We start from the raw sequence: 22,607 nt of genomic DNA on the forward strand, positions 1-22,607 counted from the left end.
ACTCCGTAGCATATCCCGAATGAACCGACACTGACGCGGGCCGTTCCGCCCGCGCCGTCGCCCGACGATCAAAGGCTGGCCGCCGCCTCGATGATCGGCACGAACTTTTCGGCGGTCAGGCTGGCCCCGCCGACCAGCGCCCCATCCACATCGTCGATCGACAGGATCGACGCGGCATTGGCGCCGGTCACCGACCCGCCATAGAGGATGCGGATGCCATCGGCGGCGTCGCCGACCATCTGACGCAGCTTTGCACGGGCGATCGCATGAACCTGCGCGATCTCGTCCGCCGACGGGGTGCGCCCGGTGCCGATCGCCCAGCGCGGTTCATAGGCGAGCGTGAACCATTCGCCGCTCGCCCCCTCCGGCACCGACTTTTCGATCTGCGCCTGCACGACGCGCTCGGCGCGCCCCGCATCGCGCTCCGCTTCGGTCTCACCGCAGCACAGGATGACGTTCAACCCGTGGCGGCGCGCCGCTGCCGCCTTGGCCCAGGCGTCGTGGCTGGTTTCGTTCTGGTCCGCGCGGCGCTCGCTATGGCCGACGATGACGATGGTCGCGCCGGATTCGAGCAGCATTTCGGCGGAGACGCAGCCGGTATGCGCGCCGCGATCATTGGCATGGACATCCTGCCCGCCGATCTGCATCGTCGTGGCGATCTCCGACGCGGGGTGGACCAGCGTCGCGGGCACGCACAGCGCCACATCGACCCCGGGCGCGGCGGCAGCAGCGGCATCGATCGCGGCGATTTCGGCCAGCTGCCCGCGAAGCCCGTGCATCTTCCAATTGCCGGCTACCAGCTTGCGACGACTCATACCCACGGCTCCCCAGGTGTTTTACATGTTCTACAGCCGATAGCGCATGTGGCGTTCCACGCAACCTTGAAGCGGGCGCGACCGCCTTCTAAAGCGGCATCCTTTCATTCCTTTCGATCGGTTGCACGGATGCTCGGTTTCTTCAGGCGCATGACCAAGTCGAAGGTCGGCATCTTTGTCGGCCTGCTGTTGCTGGCGGTCATCGCCATCGGCTTTGCCATGGCCGATCTCAACGGTCTGCGCCCGTCGTCGCTGGGCGGCAACGGGGCAACCGTGGCGACGGTCGGCGACGACAAGATCACCGACACCGCGCTGACCGAGCGTATCCGGGGCGACGTGCAGCAGGCAGCGCAGCAGCAGCCGGGGCTGGACACCGCGCAATATATCGCGCGCGGCGGCTTTGAAGGATCGCTGAACCGTGCGATTTCGGACGCGGCGCTGCGTCAGTTCGCGCAGGATCACGGGCTGGTCGTGTCCGACCGCTATGTCGACGGACAGATCGCCAGCCTGCCGGCGTTCCAGGGGCTGGACGGCAAGTTCGATCAGCGCACCTTCGAACAGGCGCTGGCGCGTGCGCGCATCACGCCGCAGCAGCTGCGCGACGATATCCGCCGCGCGACCCTCACCCGCCTGATGCTCGCCCGCACCGTGGAGAGCAGCTATCTGCCGCAGCAGCTGGCGCTGCCCTACGCCTCGCTCGCGAAGGAAGCGCGCAGCGGGCAGGTCGCGATCGTACCGACCGCCGCCTTCCCCGCGCCGGCGGCTCCGACCGACCAGCAGTTGCAGGCCTATTACACCGCGAACCGCGCGCGCTATACCGTGCCCGAGCGTCGCGTGATCCGCTACGCGATCGTGACCCCGGCAAGCGTCCTGGCGCAGTCGGCGCCGACCGACGCCGAGATCCTGGCAGCCTATCGCACCAACGCTGCCCGCTTTGCCGCGTCGCAGACCCGCACCGTGTCGCAGGTCGTGGTGGCCGATCAGGCTGCTGCCAACAAGCTGGCACAGGCAGTGCGCGGCGGGCAGGCGCTGAGCACCGCCGCCAGCGCGATCGGCCTCGAAGCGACGAATTTCGCCGGACAGACCAAGGGGCAGCTTGCCGGCAAGACCTCGCCCGCCGTCGCCGATGCCGCCTTCGGCGCGCAGCAGGGTGCGGTCGAGGGGCCGATCCAGTCGCCGCTGGGCTTCGTCGTGCTGAAGGTCGATGCCATCACGCAGGTACCGGGCAAGACGATCGAGCAGGCCCGGCCGGAGCTGGTCGCCGAGCTGACCAAGACCAAGGGCGCGACGGCGCTGGGCGCGATCCAGGAAAAGATCGACGGCGGCATTACCGACGGCGCGACCTTCGACGAAATCGTCAAGGATTCGAACCTGTCGGCGCAGGCGACCGCTCCGGTCACCGCGCAGGGCATCGACCCGCTGAAGCCGGCCCAGCCCGATCCGGCGCTGACCCCGATCCTGCAGGCCGGGTTCGCGGCGGAATCGGGTGACGCACCGCAGATCGTGCAGACGGCGGCCGATGGCACCTTTGCGCTGGTATCGACCGGCGAAGTGACCCGCGCCGCGCCGCGCCCGCTGGCCGATATTCGCGAGCAGGTGATCGGCCAGTACCGGCAGCATCAGGCGCTGAAGGCCGCCCGTGCCGTCGCGCAGCAGATCCTGACCAAGGTGAATGGCGGCATGCCGCTGAACACCGCCGTCGCCCAGTCGGGCACCCGCCTGCCCGCGCCGCGCCCAGTCACCGCATCGCGCGCCCAGCTGTCGCAGCTGGGTGCGCAGGTTCCGGCCGCGCTGCAGCTGATGTTCTCGATGGCGCCCAAAAAGGCGAAGCTGACCGCCGCGCCGAACGGCGAAGGCTGGTTGATCGTCTATCTGGACGGCATCCAGCGCGGTGACGCACGCAACGACAAGGCGGCAATCACCGGCGTCGGCCGCGAGCTGCGTCGCATGAGCGGCAACGAATATGCCGAACAGTTCGTCGAGGCGGTTCGTCGGCAGGTGGGCGTGAAGCGCAACGAGCAGACGATCAATCGCGTGCGCAACGAACTGGTCGGCGGGGCCACGCCCGCGCCGGCACAATGAACGGGATCGAGGGGCTGGACGCCGCCCGCGCCGCGCTGGCGGCGGGGCGGCCGGCGTTGCTGTGGACCACGCGGGTTGCCGATACCGAAACGCCGGTCGCCGCCGCGCTTAAGCTGATCCAGCCCGGACGCGGCGACTTCCTGCTCGAATCGGTCGAGGGCGGGTCGGTGCGCGGGCGCTACAGCCTGTTGGGGCTGGCCCCCGATCTGGTGTTTCGTGGCGACGGGCATGCCGCGGCAATCAACGCCGACTGGCTGACCGATCGCGACACCTTCGTCCCCTGCGAGGAGCCGACGCTGGCGGCGCTGCGCACGCTGGTCGGGCAGTGCCGGATGGACGTGCCGGCCGCGCTGCCGCGTGCGCTCGCCTGCCTTGTCGGCTATTTCGGCTATGAAACGGTCGGGCTGGTCGAAACGCTGCCGCAGGCGGCGGAGGACGCGCTGGGCCTGCCCGACATGATGTTCGTGCGGCCGACCGTGCTGCTGGTGTTCGACCGGCTGTCCGACACGCTGTTCGTCGTCGCGCCGGTCTGGCCGGGGGCGAGCGTCGAGATGGCAGCGGAGCGGATCGAGGCGACGGCGGCGGCGCTGGACGCGGCGGCCCTGCCCGCGCCCGCGCGACTGGCGGAGGTGCCCGAACTGGCGCTTGCCCCCACCCTGCCCGCCGGCCGCTATGGCGAGATGGTCGCGGCGGCGAAGGAATATATCGCGGCGGGCGATATCTTTCAGGTCGTGCTGGCGCAGCGTTTCACCACCCCGTTCCCGCTCGAACCGTTCGAGCTGTACCGGGCGCTACGGCGGATCAATCCGTCGCCGTTTCTCTATCATCTCGACCTGCCGGGCTTTGCCCTGACCGGGTCCAGCCCGGAAATCCTGGTTCGACTGCGCGACGGTGAAGTTACGATCCGCCCGATCGCCGGCACCCGTCCGCGTGGGAGCACGGCGGCGGAGGACGAGGCGAACCGCACGAGCCTGCTCGCCGATCCCAAGGAACGCGCCGAGCATCTGATGCTGCTCGACCTCGGCCGTAACGATGTCGGGCGGGTCGCATCGACCGGCAGCGTGCGGGTGACCGACAGCTATACCGTCGAATTCTACAGCCACGTCATGCACATCGTGTCGAACGTCGTCGGCACGCTGCGGTCGGATGCCGATGCGCTGGACGCATTGTTCGCCGGTTTTCCGGCGGGCACGGTGTCGGGCGCGCCGAAGGTGCGCGCCTGCCAGATCATCGCCGAACTGGAGCGCGAACGACGCGGTGCCTATGCCGGTGGCGTCGGATATTTCAGCCCCGACGGATCGATGGATTCGTGCATCGTACTGCGCACGGCGGTGGTCAAGGACGGGATGATGCACGTCCAGTCGGGCGCGGGCATCGTCGCCGACAGCGACCCCGCCTATGAACAGCGCGAGTGCGAGGCGAAGGCCGGCGCGCTGCTGGCCGCCGCGCGCGAGGCGGTAGCACAGGCGGGCAAGGTTCGTTTCGGACAATAGCGCGGAATTCGGCGGGGTTTGCGGTACGTTCAGGTTACCGCAGTAGACTATTTGGCGGCGACATGCGGCCAAATATCGGAAATCGCATGATTCGTCGGTTGGAACAGTATTCCACGGACGGGCGGGAGCAGGCGTTCCCGTCCCGAGGAGCGAGAAAGACCATGGTGACTATTTGCCGTGCGACGTTGCAGGATATCGACCGCATCGTGCCGCTGTTCGATGCCTATCGCCAGTTCTATGGGTATGACAGCGACCTGGACGGGGCGCGGCGGTTTCTGACCGAGCGGCTCGATCGTGAAGAGTCGGTGATCCTGCTGGCAGCGGACGGCGCCGGGTTCACGCAGCTCTATCCGTGTTTCTCTTCCGCGCGGATGCGGATGACGCTGATCCTGAACGATCTGTTCGTCGCTCCGGAGGCGCGCGGGCGGGGCGTCGGAGCGGCGCTGCTCGACGCGGCCTGTGCCCATGCGCGGTCGGTCGGGGCAGCGCGGATGACGCTATCGACGGCGGTCGACAACAGCGCGGCGCACGCGCTGTACGTCCGCGCCGGATGGGAACGCGACGCGCAGTTTCATACCTATACCATCGCCGTCGGCTGAGCCCGTTCGGCGCCGGTAACGGCTCCGGCCCGGCTATCGCCGCAGCGCGATCCAGCCGAGCCAGAGCCAGCCGACGATCATCGCCAGTCCACCGAGCGGGGTGATCGGCCCCAGCAGCCCACGCGGGCCACCCAGCGCCATGGCGTAAAGCGAACCGCCGAACAGCAACCCGCCGGCGACGAACAGCCAGCCTGGCCCCCGCGCGCCAAGGTTCATCGCGACCAGCGCGGCGATGGCGTGGGCGAGCTGATATTGCCCCCCGGTCTTCAGCCAGTCCGCCGCCGGGCCGGAAGCGCCATGCGCGCCGAATGCCCCAGCGGCGACCGCCATGGCACCCGACAGCGCAGCGGCAAGGAGCAGGAGGTTCATCGTAACAACTCCCATGGATCGGTGACCATCGCCGTCAAACGCAACCCGGCCAACGCGAAACCCACGCGCTCGCCGATCGGCCGCCCCTTCATTCCGCGTCGCCCTGTGGCGCGTCCGACGTCGCGCCGACCCGGGCATGGGTGAAGATCATGTCACGGCCCTGTTTCAGATCGCCGGTTTCGGATTGCTGCGACAGGCGCTTCGCGTCGGTCTTGCGATACAGATCCTCGGTCCGGTCGATTTCGCCATCATCCACGCCGACGCTGACCATCGCCGCGCGCGCCATGGTGACGGCGGAATCGAGCACTTCGCGAAACACGCCCTGCACCGGGGCACCGGCGAGCTTGACGACCGAGCGGCGGTCATAGGCGCGCACGAAGATGCCGGCATTGGGAAACGCCTGATGGATCGCCTCGATCGTGTCGGTTTCGAACGGATCGCCATCGACGCAGAACAGCAGCAGCGCGGCGTCCTGCGCCCCGGCGAGGCGCAGCAGGTCGATGCGGGTGCCATCGCCATAATAGACCTTCATGCCGAAGCTGTCGGCGATCTCGATCATCTCGACATCGCGGTCGATGACGGTGACGCTGATCCCCTGGGCCAGCAGCATCTGGGCAACGGTCTGTCCGAAACGACCATAGCCGGCGACGACCGCGCTGGCACCGTCGTGGCGCGGCCCTTCGGGCGTTTCGCCGCGTTTCCTGGCAGGGTCTGCACGGAACTTGCGCGTCGCCATCATCAGGAACGGCGTGGTGGCCATCGACAGGGTGACAATTGCGCCGAACACGCTGGCCGCTTCGGGCGCGATCAGTAGGGCGTTCTGCGCCTGCGCGAACAGGACGAAGCCGAATTCACCGCCCTGACTGAGCAGCAGGCCCAGCGCCAGCGCGCCGCGCCACGGCATGCCGAACAGTCGGCCGAGGCCGAAGATCACCAGCCCCTTGGTCGCGATCAGCGCCAGCGCCATGCCGATAACGAATACCGGACGTTCGACGATCGCCCCCAGATCGAGCATCATGCCGACCGCGAGGAAGAACAGCCCAAGCAGGATCGAGCGGAACGGCTCAACATCGGCCTCCAGCTCGTGGCGGTACGGGCTGTCGGCCAGCATCACGCCGGCGATGAACGCGCCGAGCGCCGTCGACAGGCCCAGCGCCTGCATCACCGCCGCGCTGGCGATGACGGTGAACAGCCCGGCGAACACGAACATCTCGCGCTCGCCCATATTGCCGATTAGGCGGAACAGCGGCCGCAGCAGGAACCGCCCCGCCAAAATCAGTCCGACGACCGCGCCTACGGTCCACAGCGCCAATTGCCACCCCGGCGGGCCACCGGCATCGGCGGGATTGCGCGACAGCGCGGCGACGATGGTGATGAGCGGGACGATCGACAGGTCCTGAAACAACAGGATCGCAAAGGCGCGTTCGCCGAACGGCGTCTTCATGCGGCCGGCCGATTGCAGCATCGGCAGCACCTGCGCCGTCGAGGACAGCGCCAGCGGCAGGCCGAGCGCGATGGCGGCGGCCCAGCTGAAATGGGTGGCGAGCCAGACGACGCCGGTGATCGCAACGCCGCACAGCACGACCTGCAACAACCCGAGGCCAAAGATGTCGCGCTTCATCTGCCACAGGCGCGAGGGCGACAGTTCCAGACCAACGAGAAACAGCAGCAACGTGATGCCGAGCTCGGCAATGGCCAGCTTGGACTCGGCATTGCCGACCAGCCCCAGCACCTGCGGCCCGACCACCGACCCGGCGACGAGATAGCCGAGCGTGGCACCGAGGCCCAGCTTGCGGAAAATGAGAACGAAGACCAGCGCCGCGCCCAGCAACGGCGCGAAATCATGGAGCAGCGACGCGGTGCCGTGTTCCATCAGGCGGCGGCCCGCTGACCGGCGGCCTGTGCGGCGGCTTCGGCGGCGGCTTCGAAGGCCAGGCGGATCGAGGCATGGCGCGCGCTGTGCGGGCGGGCCGGTTCGAACAGGGTCAGGCCGGGCCACTCGGGCACATCCCCCTCCCCGGCCAGCCAAGCGGACAGCACATTGCTGGCGGCGGCAAGCTCGGCAGGGGTTTTGCCAACAATTTCCCGCGCCAGCAGCGCCGACGATGCCTGACCCAGCGCACAGGCCCGCACCAGCATGCCGACGCCGGCGACGCGACCATCATCGCCGAGCGCGATATCGACCGTTACCCGGCTGCCGCAGACAGCCGAGCGTTTTTCGATGGAGGCTTGCGGGTCGGAAAGGCGGACGGCCTGCGCGGTTTCGGCAGCAAGGCGGAGGATTTCAGTATTGTACAGGTTTGCGCTCACCGGCCCGATGTAGGGCGGGTTCGTGACGGTGGCGAGTCGCGGGGCGGCTTTTTCTATTCGCCGAACACCGGTTCGCCCCGGCGGCGGCGATCGATGAAGTCGACGACGCTGATGCTGGTGGCGTTGAGCAGCGGATAGGTGCGCGCGTTCTTGATCCATAACGGGCGACGCGTCGGGCCGCCACCGATGAAGTCCGCGGCAAGCAGCAGCAGCAGAAAGGCAAGGCTGACGAGGATCAACCCCTTCAACGCGCCGAAACCGAAGCCCAGCGCACGGTCGACCGGCCCCAGGACCGAGGCACGCGTACGCGCACCCACGGCGTTGGCGACCAGCCGCCCGGCGAAATAGCCCGTGCCGGCGATCAGCGCGAACGCCAGCGTCGCCGCGCCGCCCGCCGTGCCGGTCGGCGCGACCAGCGCGGCGGCGACGGTCGTGTGGAACAGTTTCAGCAGCAGCACGACCAGCGCCCATGCGCCCAGCGACAGGACTTCGGTGACGAAGCCGCGCAGAAAGCCCAGCACGGCCGCGCCGCCGACGGTACAAAGGACGGCGATGTCGAGCGAGGTCAGGCCCATGGGCGAGGCTATGCCGGGCGGCGGGGGGATTGTCGAGGTGGTGGTTGGGGCGCATCACTGATCCTCCCCGTGCCAGGGAGGATTCAGCGGCCCAGCATGTAATCCACAAATCTGGGCAAATCCTTGAACCCCGACAGCTTGATCGCCCCGCCCTCCGCCTGCGCAGCCGGAGCCAGCGCGCGGGAAAAGCCGAGCTTGCCCGCCTCCTTCAGCCGCAGCGCACCGTGCGCGACCGGCCGCACCTCCCCCGACAGCGCAATTTCGCCGAACACGATCGCATCGGACGGGATCGGTCGCTCCGACAGCGCCGACACCAGTGCCGCCGCGACGGCGAGGTCGGCGGCGGGGTCGGTTACGCGGTACCCGCCGGCGATGTTCAGATAGACTTCGGCGGTAGCGAACGCCAATCCGCAGCGCGCCTCCAGCACTGCGAGGATCATCGCCAGGCGGCCCGAATCCCAGCCGACGACCGCGCGACGCGGGGTCGCGCCGGACGCCAATCGGACGGTCAGCGCCTGCACCTCGACCAGCACCGGGCGCGTGCCTTCCAGGGCGGGGAAGACGACGGTGCCGGTGACGTTTTCATCGCGGCTGGTCAGGAACAGCGACGAAGGGTTTGAAACTTCGGACAATCCTTCGCTTTCCATCGCAAAGACGCCGATCTCGTCGGTCCCGCCGAAGCGGTTCTTGACCGCGCGCAGGATGCGATATTGATGGCTGCGCTCGCCCTCGAATGCCAGCACCGTGTCGACCATGTGTTCAAGCACGCGGGGGCCGGCGATCGACCCGTCCTTGGTGACATGACCGACCAGCACGACGGCGGTGCCGCGTTCCTTCGCGAAGCGGATCAGTTCGCCCGACGACGCGCGGACCTGGCTGACCGTGCCCGGTGCCCCTTCGATCAGGTCACTGTGCATTGTCTGGATCGAATCGATGATGAGCAGGTCGGGCGCGGCCGATCCGCCAAACGTCGTCAGAATGTCGCGCACCGACGTCGCCGCCGCCAGTTGCACCGGTGCATTGCCAAGCCCCAGCCGCCGCGCGCGCAGGCGGACCTGATCGGCGGCCTCTTCGCCTGAGACATAGGCAACGCCCTTACCCGCCAACGCCAGCTTGGCGGCGGCCTGTAGCAGCAGGGTCGATTTGCCGATACCGGGGTCGCCACCGATCAGCGTCGCCGATCCCTCGACGAACCCGCCACCCAGCGCCCGGTCGAGCTCGGCGATTCCAGTCTGGAGACGTTCCGGCAACGCGATGTCGGTGTCGAGGCCCGACAACAGGATCGGCCGTCCGCCGCTTTGCAGGTTATGCCGCGCGGAAAAGGGCGTGACGACCGCGCCGGCATCCTCGACCAGCGTGTTCCAGTCACCGCAATCGGCGCATTGCCCCGCCCATTTTGAGGAAACCGATCCGCATTGCTGGCAGACATAGCGCTTCTGGGGTTTTGCCATGCGCGGGCCGTAGCAGACGGGGAACGAAAGGGGAATATCCGGTCGACGCTGCGTTTACGGATAGCCCCCTCCACCATCCTGCGGATGGTCCCCTCCCCGTACCGGGGAGGATTTTAGTCGAGTTCGCTGCCTCTTTTCAGAACCTTGGCGCCGTCGTCCTGTTCGATCAGATAGGCGGGATTTTCCTTCGTGCCGTTCTTTACGACCTTACTGCCCTTGATCGTGCGCTGGACGCGCTTCTCGAAGCGCTCCTCGACCTTGCCCTCGGCCGTGCCGTTGCCCCACGACCATTTGACGGTCTGGCCCTTCTTGTAGCTGTCGCTCATCGTGTCCGCTCCTGTTTGTCAGGCGGGTCAACCCGTTGCGGTGGCCAAGCGTTCCGGTGGCGTGACCGGCGTTCCGGCGCTATGGGCACGCGGATGAAGCCTTCCCAGCTCCGCATCGCGATGTTCAGCGGAAACTACAATTATGTCCGTGACGGTGCCAACCAGGCGCTGAACCGGCTTGCGCGCCACCTGCTCGACCACGGCGTCACCTTGCGCGTCTATTCGCCGACGACCGACAAGCCGGCCTTTCCCCCGACCGGCGATCTGGTCAGCGTGCCCGCCTACGGAATGCCCGGCGGCCGCGGCGAATATAAGCTGGCGCGCGGGCTGACCGCGAAGACGCGCGCCGATCTGGAAGCGTTCGCGCCGAATATCGTCCATGTCTCCGCGCCGGACATTCTCGGCCACCGGGCGCTCAGCTGGGGCCGGGACAAGGGGATCGCGACGCTCGCCTCGCTCCACACCCGGTTCGAAACCTATCCGCAATATTACGGCATCGGGTTTCTGGAGCCGGTGGCGGTCGCGCTGTCGAAGCGGTTCTACAATCGCGCCGATCAGGTGATGGTGCCCGGACGCGGCATGGCCGACCTGCTGCGCGAATGGGGCGTCACCTCCCCCATCGGCATCTGGTCGCGCGGGGTCGATCACCAGCGGTTCAGCCCGGCGATGCGCGATCTCGACTGGCGGCGGTCGCTGGGCATCGGCGATGACGAGGTGGCGGTCAGCTTCCTCGGGCGGCTGGTGCTGGAAAAGGGGCTGGATGTCTTTTCCGACGTCGCCACCGAATTGCAGCGGCGCGGCGTCAAGCACCGCATCCTGGTGATAGGCGAAGGGCCGGCGCGCGACTGGTTCGCCGAACGCGTGCCGCATGCGGTGTTTGCCGGGTTTCAGGCTGGCGACGATCTGGGCCGCGCGGTCGCGTCGATGGACGTGTTCTTCAACCCATCGATCACCGAGACGTTCGGCAACGTCACGCTGGAGGCGATGGCCGCCGGCGTGCCGGTCGTCGCCGCACGCGCGACCGGCGCGGTGGGCATGGTCGAGGACCGGACGACCGGCTTCCTGGTGCCGCCGCGCGACGTGCCGGCCTATGCCGATGCGATCGCCCGGCTGTGCGAGGATGCCGACCTGCGCTGGCGCATGGGGCTGGCCGGGCATGAGGCGGCCAAGGGCTATCGCTGGGACACGGCGAACCAGTCGGTGCTGGATGCGTATCTGAAGATCGTTCGCGGGTAGCGGCGGCGCTGGGGCCGCGACGTTGCGGTATGGATTCCCGCCTTCGCGGGAATGACGACGTGGTGATCTGCACCCCTTCTTCGTCACCCCGGACTTGATCCGGGGTCCCGCTTTTTCCCGGCCGTAGAGAAGAAAAAGCGGGACCCCGGGTCAAGCCCGGGGTGACGGGTGGTTGGGCGTGGGAGTGACGGGGAGGGCGGCGTGCCTGGCCCCTGGCCCGCCGATCGCTTAACGTCGCATCAACCCGTATCCGCTAGTGCTGCGGGTGACGTTGAGGGTTCCCGCGCCGATGATCGACAATTTCTCGCTGGGGCTGACCCATTTGCTGATGCTGTTCGCGGCGTGGCGGTTGCTGCGGCGGCCCGATCTCGACGACGAACGCGTGCGGGACGACAGCCCGCGTAAAGGACGGGATCGCTTCGGTGCGTGATCTCGTCTTCGTCGCCTTTCTGGGATTGTTGTTCGCGGCCGGGTTTCGCAAGCCGTTCGTGTTCGTGCTGACCTATGTCTATATCGACATCGTATCGCCGCAGCGGCTGACCTATCTGCTGCTCAATTCGATTCCGATCTCGCTGATCGCGTGCGGCCTCGCGGTGCTGGCGTGGGTCGCGGTGGACGACAAGCGCGATACGCGGATGGCGCCGCGCCAGTTCCTGATGCTCGCCCTGCTGCTCTATTGCTTCTGGACGACCAAGACCGCCGATTTCCCGGTCGAGGCGCAGTTCAAGTGGGAATGGGTATGGAAGGCGCTGGCCTTCGCCATCTTCCTGCCGCTGACGCTGCGCACCAAACTGCGGATCGAATCGCTGCTGCTGTTCATGGTACTGTCCGCCGCGTCGATCATCATCGTCGGGGGGATCAAGACGCTGGGGTCGGGCGGCGGATACGGCGAACTCAACCTGATGGTGTCGAACAATGCCGGCCTGTACGAAGGGTCGACGATCTCGACGGTCGCCATCGCGATCATCCCGCTGATCCTGTGGTTCAGCAAATTCGGCACGGTGTTCCCGCCCGACTGGCGGGTGCGCGCCTTTTGCTATGCGCTGATCTTTTCGTGCATGTTGATCCCGGTCGGCACGTCGACGCGCACCGGGCTGCTGTGCATCGTCCTGCTAGGCGTGCTGATGCTGCGCGACGTGAAGCGGCGGCTGACCTATCTGGCGCTGGCCGGTGCGGCCGGGTTGATGGCGGTGCCGTTCCTGCCATCGGCCTTTACCCAGCGGATGGAGACGATCGGCACCTACCAGTCCGATGCGTCGGCCTCGACCCGGCTGGCGGTGTGGATGTGGACGCTCGAGTACGTGAAGCAGAACCCGTTCGGCGGGGGCTTCGTCGCCTATCTCCAGAACCGCATCCGCTATGAAAAGGTCGCGGTCGTCGGCGAGGGCGGCAACCAGACGGTCGAGCGCAGCCTAGAGGTCGATGCCGGGCGCGCTTACCACTCGGCCTATTTCGAAATGCTGGGCGAGCAGGGCTATCCGGGCCTCGCGATCTGGCTGCTGATCAACCTCGGCGGGCTGTTCCGAATGGAGGTGCTGCGGCGGCGCTATGCGAAGGCGGCGGAGGGCGAGGCGTGGGTCGTGCCGTTGGCTGCGGCGTTGCAGAACGGGCACATCGTCTATCTGTTCGGCGCGAATTTCGTCGCCATCGCCTTCCAGCCGTTCGTCTTCATGCTGATCGGCGCGCAGATCGGGCTCGACACTTATCTGGCGCGCAAGCGATCCGAACGGGCGTGGAACCCGATCCAGCGTCGCAGGAAGGAGGCGGTCACCGCATGAACGAGTTGAAGGCGCTGACCGGTGCGCGCGGGCTTGCGGCATGGTGGGTCGTGCTGTTCCACCTGCGCGGATCGATGGCGGAGATGCATCCGGCGGTCGAATCTGCCATCGCCAAGGGCTATCTGGCGGTCGATTTCTTCTTCCTGCTGTCGGGCTTCGTGATCTGGCTGTCGTGGGGCCGTCGCTTTGCCGAGGGTGGTTTTCCCGTCGCCGGCCGGTTCCTGTGGAAGCGGATGGCGCGCATCTGGCCGCTCCACCTGTTCGTATTGGCCTGTGCGGTCGCACTGGCGAGCGTGCTGGCGGTGACCGGGCGCAATATCGACCGCTTCCCCTTTGCCGAACTGCCGCTGCACGTCGTGCTGCTGCAAAGCTGGGGGTTCGTCGATCCGCTGAAATGGAATGATCCGGCATGGTCGATCTCGGCCGAATCCGCCGCCTATCTGCTGTTCCCGTTGCTGGCGGTTGCCATCGATTGGCGAAAAGTGCCGAGCGTGGTGCTGGTCGGGTTCGTCGCGGTGCTGCTGTTCGGTATCCTGCCGCTATGCGGTCAGGATGGCCTGGGCAGCGACCTGCAACGCTTTGCGGTCGTCCGCTGCGTGATCCAGTTCGCGGCCGGGACCGCGATCGGTGCGCTGTGGCTGCGCTGGCAGGGGCGCGACCGCATCGCGGCGATCGCGGTGGTCCTCGCGCTCGGCCTGGCAGCGGCATGGGGGCTGAAACTGCTGTCGGAAGCGCAGTCGCTGCCGGCTGCGCTCGCATGCCTGCTGCTCGCCGTCGGACTTGCGTCGAACCGGCGCGGCAACCCGCTGGAATGGGCACCGATCTATCGGCTGGGCGAGATCAGCTATGCCACCTATCTCGGCCATTTCCTGCTGTGGTTCGTGTTCAAGCTGCTGCTGGTGCAGGATGCCGCCGACGCGCCGGCATGGGTGCTGGCGCTGTATGTCGTTGCGGTGATCCTGTCGTCGGAGCTGCTGTATCGCGGCGTCGAACGCCCGGCGCAGACGTGGCTTAACAGGGTTGGAGATCGGCGACGGATGGTTACCGCCTGACGTTCACCAAAGTCGTCACCCCGGCGTTGATCCGGGGTGACGCCAGTGGAGAGGCTAGCGAGCGCCCGCCCCCATTACCTCACGCCTCGGCGAGTTCTTCCTGCAGCGCCTCGATCACTGCCTTCGAAAAGGCGGGGATGTCGTCGGGCTTGCGGCTGGTAATGAGATTGCCGTCGATCACGACCTCTTCATCGACCACCTCGGCCCCGGCATTTTCCAGGTCGGTGCGCACCGATGGCCAGCTGGTGACGCGGCGGCCGTCGACCACATCGGCCTCCACCAGCAGCCACGGCGCATGGCAGATTGCGGCGACGATCTTGTCGTCGTCCATGAATTCGCTGACGATTTCGACCGCGCGCTCCTGAATGCGCAATGCGTCCGGACTGGCGACGCCGCCGGGCAGCAGCAGCATGTCATATTCCTCGGTATCGACCGCATCCAGCGTCAGGTCGGGCGTGATCTTCCGCGCCTCTTCCTTGTCCTGGACGACGCCCTGGATCGGGTCGGTCTTGATCGATGCCAGCGTCACGGTCGCGCCGGCATCCAGCAGCGCCTGCCGCGGATCGAACAGTTCGGATTCCTCGAACCCGTCGGTGGCGAGGATCAGCACGCGGGCATTGGCGAGGTCGGCCATCGGGAAATCTCCTGTGCGGGGTGGTCCGGTCGTAACCGGTTGGCCCCACGCCGGTTCCGGAACGAAGCGACGAGCCGAACATTGATCGGGACATGCGCAGGGACAGCCCGATCGAACCAGCCGACGACGACATTCCCTGCCCCGCCGGCTGCGTCTTTTCCGATTGCGACGCGCCGGGCATCACCCGCAAGAAGTTGACGCGCGGTTGGGGCTATTACGATGCCGATGGCGAGCGCATTACCGAACGCGCCGAAATCGACCGGCTGAATGCCATCGGCCTGCCGCCGGCCTATCGCGACGCGTGGTTCTGCCCCGATCCCATCGGCCATATCCAGGCGATCGGCTGGGATGAAAAGGGTCGCAAGCAATATCGCTATCACGTCGATTTCCGCGCAGCGCAGGAAAGCGCCAAGTACGATCGATGCGCGGCGTTCGGCCACGCCCTGCCGAAACTACGCGCGCAGGTCGAACAGAACCTGGCCAAGCGCACCTTGTCGCGCGACCGCGCGGTGGCGGCGGTGGTGCGACTGCTCGACCTCGGGCGGGTGCGCGTCGGGAACGAAGGCTATGCGCGGGTCAACAAGAGCTTCGGCGCGACGACGCTGCGCAAACGGCACGCGAAACTCGCCGGGACGAAGCTGAGGCTCCAATACCGTGCCAAGTCGGGCAAGATGCGCGTGTTGACCATCACCGACCGCTCGCTCGCCAGCTTCGTGCGCAAATGCCAGGACCTGCCGGGGCAGCATCTGTTCCGCTGGGTCGATGAATCAGGCGAAACGCATCCGGTCACCTCGAGCGACGTCAACGCCTATATCCGCGCGGCGATGGGCGGCGACTTCACCGCCAAGCATTTCCGCACCTGGGGCGCCAGTGTGCTGGCCTTCACCACGCTGGCCGAGGCGGATGCGGATATCACCCTCAAGACGATGCTCGGCCCGGTGGTCGACGCGCTGGGCAATACGCCCGCCATTGCCCGCAAATCCTATGTCCATCCGCTGCTGATCGATCTGGTCAAGGACGGGCAGAGCGCGTTTCGCGATACGCTCCGCCTGCCGCGCACCGTCAAATATCTCAGCCGCCACGAACGCGGACTGATCGCGCTGCTGGAGGCGCAGGAGCGCCTGCCCGCCGCCGCCTGAAAGGATTTCATGAGCGTACAGAAAGCGTCGCCGGTCGCAACGGTCGAACAGGGCTTCAATACGGGCCAGGCACAGGCGCAGGCGCGACTGCTGCTGCAGGACAGCGCACGATGGATCGCCGAGAACTGGCTGCAGGTGCTGATCGCGCTGGGCGCGGGCGCGCTGATCGTCGTCACCCTGCTGCTGCTGCGCCGCTGGGCGCTGAAGCTGGCGGAGGAGGATCGCGCCGGCTGGGGCAGCGTCGCCGGCCGCGCCGTCGGGCGTACCGGGCTGTTCTTCATGGTGATGCTCGCGGCTAAGCTGGTCGACGGTTATGCGAGCGCACCGCCGATGGTGACCGCTACGATCGAATTCCTCTTTACCGTCGCCGCCGTGTTCCAGGCCGCGATCTGGGCACGCGAGGTCATATTGGGCGCGGTTGAGCGGCGTACGGCCAGCGACAGCTATCATGGCGAGGCGCTGGCATCCGCCATGGGGCTGATCCGGTTGCTGGTCACCTTCGCGCTGTTCGCCATCGCGCTGATCGTCGTGCTCGACAATCTGGGGGTGAACGTCACGGGGCTGGTCGCCGGGCTAGGCGTCGGCGGCATCGCCATCGGTCTGGCGGCGCAGGGCATCTTTGCCGACCTATTCGCCGCGCTGTCGATCATCTTCGACAAGCCGTTCCGGCGGGGCGACAATGTCAGCTATGACAAAACCGACGGCGCGATCACCGAGATCGGGCTGAAATCGACCCGCATCCGATCGGTCACCGGCGAAGAGCGGATCATTTCCAACAAAAACCTGCTCGACAAGGAAATCACCAACAACACCCGCCGCGCGCATCGCCGCGCGTCCTTAGTGGTCGGCGTCACCTATCAGACCGATGCCGAAACCTGCGCGCGCATCCCCGCCATGCTGCGCGAGGTGGTCGAGGCGCAGGACCGGGCCTTCGTGCGCTGCGGGCTGATCGGGTTCGGCGCGTCCAGCATCGATTTCGAGCTGCTGTTCGATTCGGCGGGCGCGGACTATGCCGCCTTTTACGACGGGCGGACGGCGGTCGGCATCGCGATCCTGCGCCGTTTCGCCGCCGAAGGGATCGAGATCGCCTATCCGACGCAGGTCAACCTGACCGCGCGGGCGGACGGAACAATCGTCGACCCGGTACCCGTCCAGCCATGATTTCGAAGATCAGGTCTGCCACAATCCTTACAGCGTCAGCCCGATTTTAGACTTCCTGGTGCGTTTCGGCTTGCGACGCATTCCACCGGCACTATGATCGCCCGAAAGATCGGGAGAGGATCGTAGTGGCCGACATCACGGCACAGGAACTGGCGGCGCAGGTCGGGGCGGTGTGGCGATCCGACTGGATTGCGCTGGATCAGGGCATGATCGATGCCTTTGCCGATGCGACTGGCGATCGTCAGTTCATCCATGTCGACCCCATCGCCGCCGCCGCGACGCCGTTCGGCGGCACTATCGCCCATGGTTTCCTGCTGCTGTCGCTGATGCCCCGCCTCGCGGCGCTGAGCGATCAGCCGCGGATCGCCGCCACGCGGATGCAGGTCAATTACGGCGGCAACCGCACCCGGTTCCTCACCCCCGTCCGTGCCGGCGCGCGCATCCGCGGTCGCTTTACGCTGCTGGCGATGGAGGAAAAGCGGCCGGGCCAGTGGCAGCAGACGACCGAATATGCCGTCGAGGTCGACGGCACCGACAAGCCCGCGCTGATCGCCGAATGGATCAGCCAGTTCTTCACCTGAAGCCCCGAGGATTTCCCATGCGCTCTGCCGTCATCGTATCGACCGCCCGTACGCCCATCGGCCGCGCCTATCGCGGGGCGTTCAACAACCTACCCGCACCGACGCTGGCCGCCCATTCGATCCGCGCCGCCGTCGAGCGAGCCGGGATCGAGGGGGCGGAGGTCGACGACGTGCTGCTAGGCGCGGCGATGCAGCAGGGGCATCAGGCGAACAACATCGCGCGCAACGCATCGCTGCGTGCCGGTCTGCCGATCAGCGTGTCGGGCATGTCGATCGACCGGCAGTGCGCCAGCGGGCTGATGGCGATCGCCACCGCCGCCAAGCAGATCGTCCACGACCGAATGGATATCTGCGTCGCCGGCGGGGTGGAGTCGATCAGCCTCGTCCAGACACCGCAAATGCGCGTCGCGCCCGATCCGGAATTGCTGGCGATGCACGGCGACATCTATATGCCGATGCTCCAGACCGCCGAGATCGTGGCTGCGCGTTACGGCATCTCGCGCGAACGGCAGGACGCCTATGCGCTTCAGTCGCAGCAGCGCACCGCCGCCGCGCAGGCCGCCGGGCTGTTTGATGCCGAACTCGTGCCCGTCACCTCAACAATGAACGTGGTGGACAAGGCGACGAAGGAAGTATCGGCCCACGAGGTCACCCTGACCAAGGACGAAGGCAACCGCGCCGACACCACGATCGAGGGGTTGCGGGCGCTGAAGCCCGTGATGGGCGAACAGGCGGTCATCACCGCCGGCAATGCCAGCCAGTTGTCGGACGGTTCGTCGGCCTGCGTGCTGATGGAGGAGTCGCTGGCCGCATCGCGCGGCCTCCAGCCGCTGGGGCGCTATATCGGCATGGCAGTTGCGGGCACCAAACCCGACGAGATGGGCATCGGCCCGGTCTATGCCGTGCCCAAGCTGCTCGAACGCTTCGACCTGTCGGTCGACGATATCGGCCTGTGGGAGCTGAACGAGGCGTTCGCGGTGCAGGTGCTGCATTGCCAGGACGTGCTGGGCATTCCGAACGACCGGCTGAACGTCAATGGCGGCGCGATCTCGATCGGCCACCCGTACGGCATGTCGGGCGCGCGAATGACCGGCCACGCGCTGATCGAAGGCAAGCGGCGCGGGGTGAAGTACGTCGTCATAACGATGTGCGTCGGCGGCGGCATGGGCGCGGCGGGGTTGTTCGAGGTACTTTGACCCGTCAACATTCTATTGACTAGTTATCGTCAATGGTTGATTGCTACTCCGTCAACCCATTATTGACGGAGCGGCAGATGCGGATGCAGGAAGAACAGTGGTTGCGGACCAGGACGGCGTCCATCATCCTTGACTGGGCGGAGGAACGCGAGCCGCCCTTTTCAGGTCTGGGCAAGGCTGATTTTGCCGAAGCCATCGTCGCGGCACATGTCGTTGCCGACGAAGCGCGGCTGAACCTGAACCAATGGATCGCTGCCGCGAGGCGGGCCGACATGAGTTGGGCGGAAATCGGCAAGACGCTGGGCATCAGCAAGCAGGCGGCGCAGCAGCGCTTCGGCCGGGCTACTGGCCATGCCGAGGAAGGGGTGGATAACGGAACGTTCGTTCGAACGGGCGCGACGGCGTTCAACGAACTGCGGATTCTGGCGGGGGAAGGCAGGAAGGGTAATGAGTTGGTTGCGCTTGGCGCACTGACCCTCAGCTTCCGTCCTAGCGAACAGACATGGGAATATTGCCGGCGGATCGGGACCGGCAGCGATACCACGCGCATGCAAGCCGAAGGCTGGGAGCATGTCGCCAGTTGGCTGCCGTTTCATTATTACAAGCGGGTGACCGAGTAGCGGGCTGCCCGAGATGACGGCCAGCGCACGACCCGGCGTTGTGCACTCCCCCTCTCCCAACCCTCTCCCCTGAAGGGGAGAGGGCTTTGGAGTCACCCGATGCGCTGCATCCAACCATGCGGGTCGTTGCTCCGCCCACGCTGGATGTCGGTCAACTGCTTCAGCAGTGCCTGCGTCCGCTCACCCGGCTGGCCATCGCCGATCTGGAAGCTGAAGTCCGCCGACGACACCTTGCCGATCGGAGTGACGACAGCGGCGGTGCCGCAGGCGAACGCCTCAACCAGGCGGCCGCTGGCGGCATCCGCCTGCCACTGATCGATCGAATAGCGTTCCTCGCGCACCGTGATCCCGACGTCGCGGGCCAGCGTCAGGATCGAATCACGGGTGATACCGGGCAGGATCGTGCCGGTCAGCGGCGGGGTCAGCATCGTGCCGTCATCGAACACGAAGAAGATGTTCATGCCGCCCAGCTCCTCGACCCAGCGACGCTCGGTCGCATCGAGGAACACGACCTGGTCGCAGCCCTGGCGGATCGCTTCCGACTGGGCGAGCAGGCTGGCGGCATAGTTGCCGCCGCACTTGGCGTCACCGGTGCCGCCGGGCGCGGCGCGGGTGAATTCCTTCGATACCCACAGCGAGATGCTCTTCGCACCGCCCGGCCAGTAATTGCCGACCGCCGAGGCGATGACGCAATAGAGATATTCGGCCGACGGCTTCACGCCGAGGAACGTCTCGCTCGCGATCATGAACGGGCGGAGATACAGCGCGCTGCCCTCGCCTGCCGGAATCCAGTCGCGCTCGGCGAGCGTCAGTTCGCGGCACGAGGCGACGAACAGATCCTCCGGCAGTTCGGCCATCGCAAGGCGGTGGGCCGAGCGACGGAAGCGCGCGGCATTCTGCTCCGCACGGAACAGCGCGACGCCGCCGTCGGGCAGCGTATAGGCCTTCAGCCCTTCGAAGATTTCCTGCGCATAGTGGAGGACGGCGGCGGCCGGGTCCATGACGATCGGCGCGCGCGCGGTGATCTTCGCGTCGTGCCAGCCCTTGTCCTCCGACCAGCGGATCGTCGCCATATGGTCGGTAAAGACGCGGCCGAAGCCGGGGTTGACGATCCGCGCGGCCCGCTCGCTCGCCGCGACCGGGGTCGCATGGGGTTCGAAGGCGAAGCTCGGCTGCGTCATGGCGTCCTCTTGGATGAATGCTTGCGGAGGGGTAGGCCGGATGGCACAAATGGTCAACATGACTGCCCCATCTTCCGCGCAACCCATGACCGCCTCTGCCCTGTTCCTGCGCGAGGCCGAGGTGCGGCGCGGGATTGAGTTGCTGTATTTCGGCTATAGTCATTTAACGCGCAGCATCGACGAGGAACTGGCGGCGCAGAACCTGGGCCGGGCACACCACCGCGCACTGTATTTCATCGCACGGCGACCGGATTTGTCGGTCAGCGAGCTGCTCCGGTTGCTGGCGATCACGAAGCAATCGCTGGGCCGGGTACTGAACGACCTGTCGGGGCGTGGGCTGGTCGAAAGCCGGGCGGGCGACCGTGATGCGCGGCAACGGCTGTTGAAACTGACGACTGAGGGACAGGCGCTGGAGGCGCGGCTGTACGAGATGCTGAACGCGAAGCTGTCGCGCGCCTATTCAGGCGCGGGGCAGGATGCGGTCAGCGGATTCTGGGCCGTGCTGGAGGGGTTGATCCCGGCGGGCGACAAGGCGGCGGTGGCGGCGCTGGGGCGACCCTGAGTGCCATTTCGTCACCCCGGACCTGATCCGGGGTCCCGCTTCTTTGCGCGGTCGGAAGAAGAATAAGAAGCGGGACCCCGGGTCAAGCCCGGGGTGACGATAAGGGCCGGGTATCGCCTGGGCGGAAAGGAATTACCTCCGCGCTGCTGCCGCCATTTCCGCGTTACGCCGTTGGGACGCCGCCAGTGTCGCCGCCAGCAACCGCTTGAGCGCATCGCTGTCGTCGAGCACGTTCAGCCCTTGCCGCGTCGAACCGCCCGAGCTGGCAACGCGGTCGGCGAGCGTCGCAGGTGAGGCTTCCGACCCGGCGGCCATTGTCGCCGACCCCTGCACCGTGGCGATGGCGAGGCGCTGTGCCTGATCGGCGGGCAGGCCGAGCGCAGCGCCGGCAGCGGCCAGCGCGTCGATGAAGCGGAACACGAAGCCCGGACCACAGCCCGACAGCGCCGTCACCGCGTCGAACAGCGCGGCATCGTCGATCCACTCGACCAGCCCCAGTGGCGCCATCAACCGGGCGGCGGTGGCGCGGGCGGCATCGTGCTGCCCATGCGAATGGAGCGCGACCACCCCCTGCCCGATCGCGACCGGCAGGTTGGGCATGGCGCGGACGATGGTGCTGGCGTTGAACCGACGGGACAGCGCCGCCTCCTCGACCCCGGCAAGGATCGAAATCAGCAGCGGCACGCCGGCGATGCGCGGGGCAAGATCGGGTGCGACCTCATCCAGTTGTTGCGGCTTGATCGCCAGCACGACGATGGCCGGCGGGCCGTCTTGCGGGATCGTCGTCGCGTGGGTTACGCCGGACGGCACCGCGCGCGGCGATCGGGTGACGACGGTGATCGCCGCCGGATCGACACCATCGGCGATCCACCGCTCCAGCATCGCGCCGCCCATATTGCCGCAGCCGATCAGCCACAACGGTCCGGGCAGCACGCTCATGCCTCGCCCTGCGTCTCGATCATCGATGCGGCGATCGCTTCCTTGGGGCTCTTGCCACCCCACAGCACGAACTGGAACACCGGATAGAAGCGTTCGCATTCATCGATCGCGGCGTCGATCATCATCTCCGCCTGATCGATCGTCAACACCGGCTCCTCGGGCAGCATCGCGGCGTGGCGATAGAGCAGGATGCCGCTGGACGACCACAGCTCGAAATGGCCGATCCACAGCTGTTCGTTGATCAGGCCGATCGTTTCATAGATCGCCGCGCGCCGTTCGTCGGCGACACGAACGTCGGGCAGCGCCAGGAATTGCAGCACGCCGTCCTCGCCGCGCCAGATCGCGCGCAGTTCGAATTCGGTCCAGCTGCCCTTCACATGCGCGACGATCTCGTCACCGTCGCGCTCATGCTTCCAGCCGTGCGCCGCGAAATAGCGCTCCAGCGTGTCGATCGGCACGGCGTCATCGCCGTCCTCTTCCACTTCGTCCAATATCATCCCCACGTCTT

Annotated in this window: 24 protein-coding genes; 13 read left to right on the forward strand and 11 right to left on the reverse strand. The window is 66.8% G+C overall.

All coding sequences use genetic code 11. The features are described 5' to 3' along the window. Positions 1-68: 68 nt before the first annotated feature. Positions 69-815 (reverse strand): triose-phosphate isomerase, encoded by a 747-nt coding sequence (gene tpiA, locus ASE58_RS01060; protein WP_055760804.1) that lies wholly within the window; start codon positions 813-815, stop codon positions 69-71. Between the two features lie 129 nt (positions 816-944). Here tpiA and ASE58_RS01065 point away from each other — a divergent pair, with 129 nt between their 5' ends. The 3 genes from ASE58_RS01065 to ASE58_RS01075 all read left to right on the forward strand — a co-directional run bounded on the left by ASE58_RS01065 (position 945) and on the right by ASE58_RS01075 (position 4,989). Next, positions 945-2,897, forward strand: coding sequence for a peptidylprolyl isomerase (locus ASE58_RS01065; RefSeq protein WP_055894713.1), 1,953 nt, complete (start codon positions 945-947; stop codon positions 2,895-2,897). Continuing rightward, positions 2,894-4,390: an anthranilate synthase component I gene (trpE, locus tag ASE58_RS01070; RefSeq protein WP_055817126.1), complete on the forward strand. Its 1,497-nt coding sequence runs from the start codon at positions 2,894-2,896 to the stop codon at positions 4,388-4,390. Before ASE58_RS01065 ends, trpE begins: the two co-directional genes overlap by 4 nt. Before the next feature lie 161 nt (positions 4,391-4,551). Beyond that, positions 4,552-4,989: a GNAT family N-acetyltransferase gene (locus ASE58_RS01075; RefSeq protein WP_055817128.1), complete on the forward strand. Its 438-nt coding sequence runs from the start codon at positions 4,552-4,554 to the stop codon at positions 4,987-4,989. Positions 4,990-5,022: 33 nt separating this feature from the next. On the opposite strand, the gene ASE58_RS01080 is transcribed toward ASE58_RS01075, so the two are convergent. From ASE58_RS01080 to ASE58_RS01105, 6 genes are all read right to left on the reverse strand, one after another. Then, positions 5,023-5,358 carry a DUF423 domain-containing protein gene (locus ASE58_RS01080; protein WP_055817131.1) on the reverse strand — a complete coding sequence of 112 codons (336 nt, stop codon included), beginning with the start codon at positions 5,356-5,358 and terminating at the stop codon, positions 5,023-5,025. Between the two features lie 88 nt (positions 5,359-5,446). Further along, positions 5,447-7,231, reverse strand: a complete 1,785-nt coding sequence (locus ASE58_RS01085; protein ID WP_055817133.1) for a cation:proton antiporter domain-containing protein — start codon at positions 7,229-7,231, stop codon at positions 5,447-5,449. Next, positions 7,231-7,668 (reverse strand): iron-sulfur cluster assembly scaffold protein, encoded by a 438-nt coding sequence (locus ASE58_RS01090; protein WP_055817135.1) that lies wholly within the window; start codon positions 7,666-7,668, stop codon positions 7,231-7,233. Before ASE58_RS01090 ends, ASE58_RS01085 begins: the two co-directional genes overlap by 1 nt. 53 nt (positions 7,669-7,721) lie before the next feature. After that, positions 7,722-8,243 carry a CvpA family protein gene (locus ASE58_RS01095; protein ID WP_055817136.1) on the reverse strand — a complete coding sequence of 174 codons (522 nt, stop codon included), beginning with the start codon at positions 8,241-8,243 and terminating at the stop codon, positions 7,722-7,724. Between the two features lie 83 nt (positions 8,244-8,326). Continuing rightward, positions 8,327-9,694 (reverse strand): DNA repair protein RadA, encoded by a 1,368-nt coding sequence (gene radA / locus ASE58_RS01100; RefSeq protein WP_055817138.1) that lies wholly within the window; start codon positions 9,692-9,694, stop codon positions 8,327-8,329. Positions 9,695-9,807: 113 nt separating this feature from the next. Continuing rightward, a complete protein-coding gene (locus ASE58_RS01105) occupies positions 9,808-10,020 on the reverse strand; it encodes a DUF2945 domain-containing protein (RefSeq protein WP_055817140.1) in 213 nt (70 codons plus the stop codon). 93 nt (positions 10,021-10,113) lie between these two features. Here ASE58_RS01105 and ASE58_RS01110 point away from each other — a divergent pair, with 93 nt between their 5' ends. The 4 genes from ASE58_RS01110 (at position 10,114) to ASE58_RS01120 (ending at position 14,086) form a co-directional block, all read left to right on the forward strand. Then, positions 10,114-11,256, forward strand: a complete 1,143-nt coding sequence (locus tag ASE58_RS01110) for a glycosyltransferase family 4 protein (protein WP_055818084.1) — start codon at positions 10,114-10,116, stop codon at positions 11,254-11,256. Between the two features lie 265 nt (positions 11,257-11,521). Beyond that, positions 11,522-11,686, forward strand: coding sequence for a hypothetical protein (locus ASE58_RS18170; RefSeq protein ID WP_156347553.1), 165 nt, complete (start codon positions 11,522-11,524; stop codon positions 11,684-11,686). Beyond that, a complete protein-coding gene (locus tag ASE58_RS01115; protein WP_055817142.1) occupies positions 11,679-13,034 on the forward strand; it encodes a DUF5935 domain-containing protein in 1,356 nt (451 codons plus the stop codon). The genes ASE58_RS18170 and ASE58_RS01115 overlap by 8 nt, the downstream gene beginning before the upstream one ends. After that, entirely contained in the window at positions 13,031-14,086 is a 1,056-nt protein-coding gene (locus ASE58_RS01120) for an acyltransferase family protein (RefSeq protein WP_055817143.1), read from the forward strand. Before ASE58_RS01115 ends, ASE58_RS01120 begins: the two co-directional genes overlap by 4 nt. A 79-nt stretch (positions 14,087-14,165) precedes the next feature. On the opposite strand, the gene ASE58_RS01125 is transcribed toward ASE58_RS01120, so the two are convergent. Then, positions 14,166-14,720, reverse strand: coding sequence for a type 1 glutamine amidotransferase domain-containing protein (locus ASE58_RS01125; protein ID WP_055817144.1), 555 nt, complete (start codon positions 14,718-14,720; stop codon positions 14,166-14,168). A 92-nt stretch (positions 14,721-14,812) separates the two neighbouring features. Between ASE58_RS01125 and ASE58_RS01130 the strand changes: the two genes are divergently transcribed. The 5 genes from ASE58_RS01130 (at position 14,813) to ASE58_RS01150 (ending at position 19,417) form a co-directional block, all read left to right on the forward strand. Next, positions 14,813-15,859 carry a DNA topoisomerase IB gene (locus tag ASE58_RS01130; RefSeq protein WP_055817145.1) on the forward strand — a complete coding sequence of 349 codons (1,047 nt, stop codon included), beginning with the start codon at positions 14,813-14,815 and terminating at the stop codon, positions 15,857-15,859. Positions 15,860-15,868: 9 nt separating this feature from the next. After that, complete coding sequence (locus ASE58_RS01135) at positions 15,869-17,020, forward strand: mechanosensitive ion channel family protein (protein ID WP_082467531.1); 1,152 nt, start codon at positions 15,869-15,871, stop codon at positions 17,018-17,020. 125 nt (positions 17,021-17,145) lie between these two features. Beyond that, complete coding sequence (locus tag ASE58_RS01140) at positions 17,146-17,601, forward strand: MaoC family dehydratase (protein ID WP_055817146.1); 456 nt, start codon at positions 17,146-17,148, stop codon at positions 17,599-17,601. A gap of 17 nt (positions 17,602-17,618) precedes the next feature. Further along, a complete protein-coding gene (locus ASE58_RS01145) occupies positions 17,619-18,797 on the forward strand; it encodes an acetyl-CoA C-acyltransferase (RefSeq protein ID WP_055817148.1) in 1,179 nt (392 codons plus the stop codon). A 77-nt stretch (positions 18,798-18,874) separates the two neighbouring features. Continuing rightward, complete coding sequence (locus ASE58_RS01150; RefSeq protein WP_055817150.1) at positions 18,875-19,417, forward strand: hypothetical protein; 543 nt, start codon at positions 18,875-18,877, stop codon at positions 19,415-19,417. Between the two features lie 92 nt (positions 19,418-19,509). Here the strand turns inward: ASE58_RS01150 and ASE58_RS01155 are convergent, their stop codons facing one another. Further along, entirely contained in the window at positions 19,510-20,598 is a 1,089-nt protein-coding gene (locus tag ASE58_RS01155; RefSeq protein ID WP_055817152.1) for a branched-chain amino acid aminotransferase, read from the reverse strand. A gap of 85 nt (positions 20,599-20,683) precedes the next feature. Here ASE58_RS01155 and ASE58_RS01160 point away from each other — a divergent pair, with 85 nt between their 5' ends. Beyond that, positions 20,684-21,160 (forward strand): MarR family winged helix-turn-helix transcriptional regulator, encoded by a 477-nt coding sequence (locus ASE58_RS01160; protein WP_235513444.1) that lies wholly within the window; start codon positions 20,684-20,686, stop codon positions 21,158-21,160. Between the two features lie 132 nt (positions 21,161-21,292). Here ASE58_RS01160 and proC read toward each other — a convergent pair whose 3' ends face one another. Then, the gene (gene proC / locus ASE58_RS01165) at positions 21,293-22,099 is read right to left on the reverse strand and encodes a pyrroline-5-carboxylate reductase (RefSeq protein WP_055817157.1); all 807 of its coding nucleotides are present in this window, start codon (positions 22,097-22,099) and stop codon (positions 21,293-21,295) included. Continuing rightward, the gene (locus ASE58_RS01170) at positions 22,096-22,596 is read right to left on the reverse strand and encodes a YbjN domain-containing protein (protein WP_055760750.1); all 501 of its coding nucleotides are present in this window, start codon (positions 22,594-22,596) and stop codon (positions 22,096-22,098) included. Before ASE58_RS01170 ends, proC begins: the two co-directional genes overlap by 4 nt. Positions 22,597-22,607: the final 11 nt, after the last annotated feature.

This window comes from Sphingomonas sp. Leaf9, from assembly GCF_001421355.1.
Lineage (GTDB): Bacteria > Pseudomonadota > Alphaproteobacteria > Sphingomonadales > Sphingomonadaceae > Sphingomonas.